General features: G+C 51.6%; 1 rRNA gene. It reads left to right on the forward strand.

Annotated elements, in window-relative coordinates:
• Positions 1 to 1,151: ribosomal RNA gene (locus tag GM676_RS31310) — 23S ribosomal RNA — on the forward strand; the annotation flags it as partial.
• Positions 1,152 to 1,159 lie beyond the last annotated feature (8 nt).

Consider the following 1,159-nt stretch of genomic DNA (forward strand, 5'->3'; position numbering starts at 1 on the left):
GAAAAGGTTGCAATAAACTGGTGGCTGCGACTGTTTAATAAAAACACAGCACTCTGCAAACACGAAAGTGGACGTATAGGGTGTGACGCCTGCCCGGTGCTGGAAGATTAAATGATGGGGTGCAAGCTCTTGATTGAAGTCCCAGTAAACGGCGGCCGTAACTATAACGGTCCTAAGGTAGCGAAATTCCTTGTCGGGTAAGTTCCGACCTGCACGAATGGCGTAACGATGGCCACACTGTCTCCTCCCGAGACTCAGCGAAGTTGAAGTGTTTGTGATGATGCAATCTACCCGCGGCTAGACGGAAAGACCCCATGAACCTTTACTGTAGCTTTGCATTGGACTTTGAATCAATCTGTGTAGGATAGGTGGGAGGCTTTGAAGCGGGGACGCCAGTTCCCGTGGAGCCATCCTTGAAATACCACCCTGGTTCATTTGAGGTTCTAACCTTGGCCCGTTATCCGGGTCGGGGACAGTGCATGGTAGGCAGTTTGACTGGGGCGGTCTCCTCCTAAAGTGTAACGGAGGAGTTCGAAGGTACGCTAGGTACGGTCGGACATCGTGCTAATAGTGCAATGGCATAAGCGTGCTTAACTGCGAGACCGACAAGTCGAGCAGGTACGAAAGTAGGACATAGTGATCCGGTGGTTCTGTATGGAAGGGCCATCGCTCAACGGATAAAAGGTACTCTGGGGATAACAGGCTGATTCCTCCCAAGAGTTCATATCGACGGGGGAGTTTGGCACCTCGATGTCGGCTCATCACATCCTGGGGCTGTAGCCGGTCCCAAGGGTATGGCTGTTCGCCATTTAAAGTGGTACGTGAGCTGGGTTTAAAACGTCGTGAGACAGTTTGGTCCCTATCTGCCGTGGGCGTTGGAAATTTGAAGGGGGCTGCTCCTAGTACGAGAGGACCGGAGTGGACAGACCTCTGGTGTACCGGTTGTCACGCCAGTGGCATTGCCGGGTAGCTAAGTCTGGAAGAGATAACCGCTGAAAGCATCTAAGCGGGAAACTTGCCTTAAGATGAGATTTCCCAGAGCCTTGAGCTCTTTGAAGGGTCGTTCGAGACCAGGACGTTGATAGGTCAGGTGTGGAAGTGCAGTAATGCATTAAGCTAACTGATACTAATTGCCCGTACGGCTTGTCCCTATAACCTT

The sequence above is a fragment of the Duganella radicis genome (assembly GCF_009720825.1).
GTDB classification, from domain to species: Bacteria; Pseudomonadota; Gammaproteobacteria; order Burkholderiales; family Burkholderiaceae_D; genus Rugamonas; species Rugamonas radicis.